Genomic DNA, 228 nt, shown 5'->3' with positions numbered 1-228 from the left:
CCGATCTTTGAAGTTTCCCATTCTGGTGTATTCATCATCGAGAACGCCTATCTTTTTTCTGAACTCTGCTAGTTCAATAACAGGTGTTTGACCTGTACTGCGCCAAGCAATCAAAATTTCATATAAACGTACAGCATATCCTGTACTTAGATAGCTAATTTGTTTCATTTCATAGCTTGTAAAATGTTTTTCAAGCCTTGTAATTAAAGGAATTATGGCTGGTGAAAA

Annotated in this window: 1 protein-coding gene; it reads right to left on the bottom strand. The window is 35.5% G+C overall.

What is annotated here, in order from left to right:
• On the bottom strand, positions 1–228 hold a 228-nt coding region (locus RR876_RS17435), incomplete at both ends, for a RepB family plasmid replication initiator protein (RefSeq protein ID WP_332637233.1).

The sequence above is a fragment of the Acinetobacter sp. genome (assembly GCF_036666595.1).
Taxonomy (GTDB): domain Bacteria; phylum Pseudomonadota; class Gammaproteobacteria; order Pseudomonadales; family Moraxellaceae; genus Acinetobacter.
The sequence above is the reverse complement of the archived record's forward strand: the minus strand, read 5'-3'. Positions and strand labels throughout refer to the sequence as shown.